The sequence below is a fragment of the Frankia sp. CeCAU1 genome, from assembly GCF_977971845.1.
Genome location: NZ_CDWWXA010000064.1, coordinates 18,965 through 26,544 on the forward strand (window position 1 = coordinate 18,965; position 7,580 = coordinate 26,544).

Consider the following 7,580-nt stretch of genomic DNA (forward strand, 5'->3'; position numbering starts at 1 on the left):
CGCCGCCGCGGAGTCCCCCGCCCCGACCACCAGCACCCGGTGCAGGCAGCGGCCCGCCCGGCGCATCCGGTGCAGGTAGCCGCGCGCGGTGGCGCGGCCGGCCACGGTCAGCAGCAGCGCCGCCGGGAAGGCGATCAGCACGTAGGCACGCGCGAGCTCGGCCTTGGTCGCATAGGACAGGACGGCCACCACCGCGGTGAGCTGCGCGGCGGCGTTGAGGACCCGGCGGAACTCCTCCGAGCCACTGCCGAGGAACCGGCTCTCGTACGCCCGGCTCAGGTACATCGACAACACCCACGCGACGGGCAGCAGGATCGACATGGCGACATACGGCGTCGCGGAGACCGGCTTCAGGTCGAACTCAACCAGTCCGCCGAAGCGGACCAGGTAGGCCACTCCCGCCGCGACCACGCAGGCGGCCGCGTCGGAACCCACGAGCAGCCAGCCGTACGGCCGTTCCCAGCGAACCTTCGCCCGGTAGTCGACGACACCGTCGGATGTTCCGTCCGCGCCGGGGCCCGCGCCCACCTCGTACCCGTCGTACCCGTCGTACCGGGCGGGCTCATCGGCCCCGTCCAGCGGTTTCGGAATGGCATCCGTGCCCGGCCCCGCGGCCAACCCCACCTGTGCATGGCTGAAGACAGTGTCCGTCACCTGGCAGACCCCCCACGGCCGCAACATCTTCGGACCGACGACGGGGGGAGCGCTGCTTGGCGCCGAGCACGCATGTCACCTGCGTATCGACGTGCCCAGGCCTGGTGCCGAGCCCCCGAACCCGCCGCACCACCGGCCATCCGGACCCCCCATCCGACCGGCACCGCACATACGCGAGTAACTCTAACGTGCCGAGACAGGAGGATCCACGACGTCAACCCCGATGACTCATACGCGTAACAAAAATCGCGACTAGGCGGTCAAGGGACACGACAGTCAGGAGACACGACAGTCAGGAGACACCGGACAGGTACGCCCGTAGCAGCCGCTCGGCCTCGTCGATCGCGGCGAGCTCGACGTACTCGTCCCGGGTATGGGCCAGGTTGGGATCGCCCGGCCCGTAGTTGAGCGCCGGGATCCCGAGCTCGGCGAAGCGCGCCACGTCCGTCCAGCCGTACTTCGCCACCGGCACACGACCGGTGGCGGCGACGAACGCCGCCGCGTGCGGGGCGGCGAGCCCGGGCAGCGCCCCGCCGACGAGATCGGTGACCTCGACGTCGTAGCCACCCAGCACCTCGCGAACATGCGCCACCGCCTCGTCGGGGCCCCGGTCCGGGGCGAACCGGAAGTTCACCGTGACCTGGCACCGGTCGGGGATCACGTTGCCCGCCACCCCACCGTCGATCCGCACCGCGCAGAGCCCCTCACGGTAAGTGCAGCCGTCCAGCGTCACCGTCCGCGCCCGGTAGCCGGCGAGGCGGCGGAGCAGATCGCCGGCCTTGTGGATGGCGTTGTCCCCGAGCCACGGCCGGGCCGAGTGCGCCCGGGTGCCGGGAAGCGTCACGACCACCCGCAGGGTGCCCTGGCAACCCGCCTCGATCTCGCCGGAGGTCGGTTCCATCAGGATGGCCAGATCCGCCTCCAGCCAGTCCCGGTGCCGGGCGGCGAGCCGACGCAGCCCGTTGCGGGCCGCCTCGACCTCCTCGTGGTCATAGCAGACCCAGGTGACGTCGTGGCTCATCGCGCCGGGCGTGGCGACCGGGAGCGTGGCCGCGAGCCGCAGCGCGACCGCGACCCCTGCCTTCATGTCCGACGTCCCGCAGCCGTAGAGCCGCCCGCCCACCACACGCGAGGGCAGGTTGCCCGCCAGCGGAACGGTGTCCAGATGGCCGGCAAGCAGGATCCGGCCGGGCAGCCCCAGCTCGGTCCTGGCCACCACGGCGTCACCGTCCCGGTCAACCCGCAGCCCGTCCACCGCGGTGAGCGCCTTCTCCACCGCGCCCGCGAGGGCGGCCTCGTCCCCACTCACCGAGGGCACGTCAACCAGCGCCCGGGTCAGCTCGCCGACGGGCGCCGTGAGGTCGAGGCTCATGCCGTCACACCCTACGGTCACCGGGCCAGCGGATCGTTAACCGGCGATAAGATCATTAATCGGCGACAGGACGCCAGCCGGCAACAAGATCGCTAGCCGGCGACGCCGTGCTCCCGCAGGATGTCGTTCAACGCCAGCTTGTCGTGGATCTCGCCCTCGGCGAGCGTCCGCAGCACCAGGATGCAGGGCATCGCGAACTCTCCGCCCGGGAACGACTTCACCCGGTTGGAACCGACCGCGACCGCCCGCTCCGGGATCTCCCCGCTCGGGTACTCCGCGCCGGTCGTGGCGTCGAAGACATGGGTGGAGGCGGTCAGGATCGCCCCGGCGCCGAGCTTGGCCCCGCGGCGCACCCGCGCGCCGTCCACCACCATGCAGCGACTGCCGACGAAGGCGTCGTCCTCGACGACGACGGGGACCGCGTTCGGCGGCTCCAGGACCCCGCCGAGCCCGACCCCACCGGACAGGTGCACGTTGCGGCCGACCTGGGCGCAGGATCCGACCGTGGCCCAGGTGTCGACGAGGGTGCCGGCGCCGACGTAGCCGCCGATGTTGGTGTAGCTCGGCATGAGGACGGCCCCGGGCTCGACGTGCGCGCCCCAGCGCACGATCGCGCCCGGTACCACCCGCACACCGTCGAACCGGGTCTTGAGCGGCACCCGGTCATGGAAGCGGAAGTCGCCCGCGGACGACTCGACCATGGCGAGAACCTTGAAGGACAGCAGGATCGCCCGCTTGGCCCGCTCGTCAACGGTGACCGAGCCGTCCACGGTGACCGTGGCGACCCGGGCCACGCCCGCATCGATGGCGTCGACGGCGGCCACCACGATCTTGCGGGCGTCGGCGTCGGCGGGGATCAGCTCCGCCCGCCGTTCCCACAGTTCGTCGACGGCGGGATCGATCGGAGAGTCGAGGGATGTGTTCGAGGCGCTCACAAGCCCGACCCTACGAGGTGGCCCCGGCCCCACGAGATGGCGGGGCCACGGATCCGGGCCGGGTGCTAACGGATGTCCGGCTCGGCACCCCCATAGCTGCCCTGAGTGACCGGCTGACCGTAGTCGGGCCGAGCGCCATGGCCGGGCCGAGCGCCATGGCCGGGCTGCCCCGTGGCGGCGACCGGCAACAGCATCGTCATCCGCTCGGGAACGGTCGCCACCTGCGAGTCCGCGGCGGTCAGGGCGATCCGGACATGATACCGGCCAGCCTCCCCGTAAAACGTCCCGGGCGCGACGAGTATCCCGACCTCGGCCAGCGCGTCCACCGTGGCCCAGGCCTCCTCACCCCGGGTTGCCCACAGGTAGAGGCCGGCCTCGCTGTGATCAATGGTGAAACCCGCGACCGCAAGCGCCGCCGCGAGGACGGCCCGCCGGTTGGCGTAGCGCGCCCGCTGATCCGCCACATGCATGTCGTCGGCGTACGCAGCCGCCATGGCGGCCTGCACGGGCGTCGGCATCATGAAGCCGGCGTGCTTGCGGACCGCGAGGAGACCCTCGACCAGGGCCGGGTCACCGGTGACGAACCCGGCCCGGTAGCCCGCGAGGTTGGACCGCTTCGACAGCGAATGCACCGCCAGCAGTCCCTCGTGGGAGCCGCCGCACACGTCGGGGTGCAGCACCGAGACGGGCCGGCTCTCCCAGCCCAGCTCGATGTAGCACTCGTCGCTGGCGACGATCACACCGCGCTCCCGCGCCCAGGTGACCACGGCGCGCATCTCGTCGACCGTGAGCACCCGCCCGGTCGGGTTCCCCGGCGAGTTCAACCAGATCAGGGTCACCCCGTCGGCCGGGCCCGCCACCGGTTCGCAGCGGGCGAGCAGCGCGCCGACCTCGTAGGTCGGATAGGCCGGGGTCGGCACCCACACCCGGTCACCGGGTTCGAGCCCGAGCTGACCGGGGAGCTGGGCCACCAGTTCCTTCGTCCCGAGCACGGGCAGCACCGCGCCCGGGTCGACGAGCACGCCGAGCCGGCGGGCCAGCCAGCCTGCCGCCGCCTCGCGCAGCTCCGGGGTACCCGCGGTCAGCGGGTACCCCGGAGCGTCAGCGGAGCCGGCCAGCGCCTGCTGCACGACGGCCGGCGTGGCGTCGACCGGAGTACCCACCGAGAGGTCGACCAACCCATAGGGATGCAGCCGGGCCTTCTCCTTGAAGGAGACCAGCTGGTCCCACGGGAAGTCGGGCAGTCGCACCCGGGACCGGGCCGGTGACCGCGGGACTCCGGAGATATTGCCGGGTCTCCCCGGGCCGCTCAGGACTCGCCCTGAGGAGCCAGCGCGGCGACCGTCGGCGGGTCGAAGTCCAGGGCGCCGACCTTCGATGCGCCGCCAGGCGACCCGAGCTCCTCGAAGAAGTTCGCGTTGGTGTCGGTGTACCCCTTCCACTGATCGGGAACGTCGTCCTCGTAGTAGATGGCCTCCACCGGGCAGACCGGCTCACAGGCACCACAGTCGACACACTCGTCAGGCTGGATGTAGAGCATCCGTCCGCCTTCGTAGATGCAGTCGACCGGGCACTCCTCGATGCAGGCCCTGTCCTTGACATCGACGCAGGGCTCTGCGATGACGTAGGTCACCGGTTTTTCCTCCTCGGGCTCACGGGCGACTGAGTCCTTAGTATCGACCTGGACAGTTCCGTGTCGACAACAAGGGCGTGCGCTGGTGGTGTATGTCGTCCGCATCACTCCGGCCGATGTTGGCGCGCGAGTTATGCTCCGCCACCGCATCCCCGGACCGGTATCCCTCAGTGATGTTCTCGGAACGTTGCGGTCATGGTCATCGGGCGTGCTCACGGTTGTCACTGCCGAGGGCACACCCGTCCAGGTTACCGAGGATGCCGTCGTAGCGGCACGCGTCATCCCACCCCGCCCACCGACACGACGTACGCGGAATGTCCCGGGTGCGACGGCTCTCATGGAGATTGTCCCGAATACGACTACCCTGAATACGACTACCCCGAAGGCGACTACCCCGAAGGCGACTATCGCGGGGGCGACTGTCCTGGGGACGACCGTCCCGGACACACCCGATCCGGACACGACCGATCCGAAGGTGCCCGGCCTGAAGGCTGCTGCCCCGCCAGGGGCGGCTGCCCCGGAGGCGGCCGCCCCTGGCGTGAACGCTCCGAGCGAGCTCTTGTGAGCACCCGCAGCCGCGGCAGGTTCGCCGAGGTCGTGCGCCGCGAGCCGATCGACCTGGCGGTCGCCTGCCATCTGCTCGCCGCCGAGGTCGACCCGGCAGCCGACACCCCCGACGCCACCGCCACCCTGAACACCCTCGACGCATTCGCCGCGCAGGCCCGTCCACTGCTCGCCGCGCGGACGACCTCGAGCCGACGGCCCCGGTTCCCCCGGGCCGAGCACGGTACGCCGGTGGCACGCCAGACCGGCGCACCGGGGCAGGCACAGCCGGGACAGGCACAGCCGGAATCCGGATCCGAGGCGGCAGGGCGCCTGGAGGGGTTCGGCCCGGGAGCGGGGGATTTCGATCCGAGGATCGCCGCCGAGACGCTACACGAGTCCCTGGGGCTCGCCGCCGGCTTCGCCGGGGCCGAGGACGACTACACCGACCTGCGCTCCTCGCTGCTCCCCGATGTGCTGCGCCGGCGGCGCGGCCTGCCGATCCTGCTCTCCGTCGTCTGGCTGGAGGTGGCCGCCCGGCTCGGGGTCCCCGCCTATCCTGTCGGGCTTCCGGGGCACGTCGTGGTCGCGGTGGGTTCCCCCCAGGACCACGTGCTCGTCGATCCGTTCGCCGCCGGCCGACTACTGACGGTGCACGACGCTGCGGAGAAGGTACGCGCGGCCGGGTTCGCCTTCACCCGTGCCCACCTCGCCCCGATGAGCGCGCAGGACGTGCTCACCCGGATCCTCGGCAACATCCGGGTCCTCGGGGCACGCTCGGACGCGCCGCACATGCGGCTGTGGGCCGTCGAGCTGTCCCTGCTGCTCCCCCACCACCCGGCGAGCCTGCGCCGGGAGCGCGGCGAGCTCCGCGTCCGGTTGGGCGACTTTCTCGGCGGAGCCACCGATCTGACCGCGTTCGCCGACACGGTGGCCGCGGTCGAGCCGGCCTCCGCGGCGGCCGCCCGCCAGGCCGCCGCCGCGGCCCGCGCCCGGCTCAACTAGCCCCGGAGACCGTCCGCCCGCCCGGGAACCGTCCGCTAGCTTCGGGAAGCGTCCGCTAGCTTCGGGAAGCGTCCGCTAGCTTCGGGAAGCGTCCGTTTCCCGCTGCGCCTCCGTTCCTCCCGTATCCGCACCGACCGGGTCGAGGTAGCGCCCGTCGTAGAAGACGAGCGGTCCGACATCGTCCCGCGGCTGGGCGAACGAGACGACCTCACCGAGGACGAGGGTGTGATCCCCCCCGGGATGGGTCGTGACCGTCCGGCACTCGAAGACCGACAGCGCGCCGTCGAACAGGACCACTCCGGTCTCCGGCCCGATCGAGTGCTCCCATCCCGCGAACATGTCACCGGGCTGGTCATACGCGCGTTTCGCAAAGCAGCGCGACGTCTCGGCCATGTCCTCGGCGAGCACCGAGACTCCCCACACCCCCGAGGCCATGAGCGGACCGTGGAAGCGGGCGTCCCGGCGGATGCTGGCGAGCACCAGCAGCGGGTCGAGGGAGACCGAGACGAACGAGTTCGCCGTCATGCCGAGATGGCGACCGTCGGCGACGGTCGTGAGGACCGTCACTCCGGTAGCGAACCTGCCGACCGCCCTGCGGAAGTCCGCCGTCCGCAGCGTCGACCGGTCGGCCTGGAGGGCCGGGGAGGTCTGGGAGACCGGGGAGACCGGGGAGACCGGGGAGACCGGGGAGACGGGCGCGCCGGCCCGGTTCTCTCCACGGTGCGCAGGGCTACCCACCCGGCCACGCTACCCGCTCCGCTCACCACGTGGGCGACAGTCCCCAAGGGCCGGTGACATCTCCCACATCACAAGAGCCGGTGACATCTCCCAGGGCGAGACAGACGACCCGGCAACCGGACCGGTGCTCAGCAACCGGGAGGAAGCGCCGTGAGCCCCCGCCGTGCCCCGGCGAGGACGGCGATCGCGATCGGGCTCAGTGCCCCGAGCAACAGGAACGCGTAGCCGGATCCGCTCGCCCGCAACAGCAGGTCCCCCTCGGGGCGGGAGCTGGCGAACAGCAGCACGGCGACGGCCCAGCCGATGAGCACGGTCGTGGGTCCCAGCCGGGTGCCCGTCAGCCACCGCACCAGCAGCGCGGCACCCCCGTTGCCCACCAACGCGACCAGTACGCCGAGCGACAGCAGCATCCCCCCCGGCCGCGGACCGGCGGGAACGAGGAAAACGCCGTAGAGACCCAGCCCGACCCCCAGAAACACCCCCAATGTGTAGGAAGCGGCCAGAAAGGCCCTGCCGGGTTGCGGGTCCGGGGACGGTTGTCCCGACGGCCGTGCCGGCTGTCGGGACAACCGGGTTGCGGGCGGCGTCCGGCGGGGACCGGCGCTGGGACGGGGCATTCTCCGACAGTAGGACATCGTCCGCCAGGCCCACCCGGTCAGGCCGACCAACCCCGAGGCCCCAGCCACGGGGGTCCCGGGGC

General features: G+C 71.7%; 8 protein-coding genes and 1 pseudogene. 2 read left to right on the plus strand and 7 right to left on the minus strand.

Annotated features, from left to right (window positions below; genetic code table 11):
* The 5 genes and pseudogenes from AC08OO_RS12955 to fdxA all read right to left on the minus strand — a co-directional run.
* Positions 1-654 (minus strand): Rossmann-fold NAD(P)-binding domain-containing protein (locus AC08OO_RS12955; protein ID WP_476611495.1); only part of this gene is annotated, 654 nt, incomplete at its 3' end.
* Between the two features lie 292 nt (positions 655-946).
* Positions 947-2,026, minus strand: coding sequence for a succinyl-diaminopimelate desuccinylase (gene dapE / locus AC08OO_RS12960; protein WP_476611496.1), 1,080 nt, complete (start codon positions 2,024-2,026; stop codon positions 947-949).
* 92 nt (positions 2,027-2,118) lie between these two features.
* Positions 2,119-2,961: a 2,3,4,5-tetrahydropyridine-2,6-dicarboxylate N-succinyltransferase gene (locus AC08OO_RS12965; RefSeq protein ID WP_476611497.1), complete on the minus strand. Its 843-nt coding sequence runs from the start codon at positions 2,959-2,961 to the stop codon at positions 2,119-2,121.
* A gap of 86 nt (positions 2,962-3,047) precedes the next feature.
* A pseudogene (gene dapC / locus AC08OO_RS12970) lies at positions 3,048-4,211 on the minus strand (succinyldiaminopimelate transaminase); the annotation flags it as partial.
* A 59-nt stretch (positions 4,212-4,270) separates the two neighbouring features.
* Positions 4,271-4,594, minus strand: a complete 324-nt coding sequence (gene fdxA / locus AC08OO_RS12975) for a ferredoxin (protein WP_011438232.1) — start codon at positions 4,592-4,594, stop codon at positions 4,271-4,273.
* 88 nt (positions 4,595-4,682) lie between these two features.
* Between fdxA and AC08OO_RS12980 the strand changes: the two genes are divergently transcribed.
* Both AC08OO_RS12980 and AC08OO_RS12985 read left to right on the plus strand, forming a co-directional pair.
* Positions 4,683-5,159 (plus strand): putative acetyltransferase, encoded by a 477-nt coding sequence (locus AC08OO_RS12980; RefSeq protein WP_476611500.1) that lies wholly within the window; start codon positions 4,683-4,685, stop codon positions 5,157-5,159.
* Positions 5,156-6,142, plus strand: coding sequence for a transglutaminase family protein (locus AC08OO_RS12985; protein WP_476611498.1), 987 nt, complete (start codon positions 5,156-5,158; stop codon positions 6,140-6,142). The genes AC08OO_RS12980 and AC08OO_RS12985 overlap by 4 nt, the downstream gene beginning before the upstream one ends.
* Before the next feature lie 75 nt (positions 6,143-6,217).
* On the opposite strand, the gene AC08OO_RS12990 is transcribed toward AC08OO_RS12985, so the two are convergent.
* Together AC08OO_RS12990 and AC08OO_RS12995 are read right to left on the minus strand one after the other, a co-directional pair.
* A complete protein-coding gene (locus AC08OO_RS12990; protein WP_476611499.1) occupies positions 6,218-6,880 on the minus strand; it encodes a flavin reductase family protein in 663 nt (220 codons plus the stop codon).
* A gap of 128 nt (positions 6,881-7,008) precedes the next feature.
* On the minus strand, positions 7,009-7,449 hold the full coding sequence (locus AC08OO_RS12995; RefSeq protein WP_476611501.1) for a DUF6113 family protein: 441 nt from the start codon (positions 7,447-7,449) through the stop codon (positions 7,009-7,011).
* Between the last annotated feature and the right edge of the window lie 131 nt (positions 7,450-7,580).

Coding starts and splice junctions, on each gene's coding strand:
- dapE (WP_476611496.1), bottom strand. CDS start 2,026: ATGAGCCTCGACCTCACGGCGCCCGTCGGCGAGCTGACCCGGGCGCTG.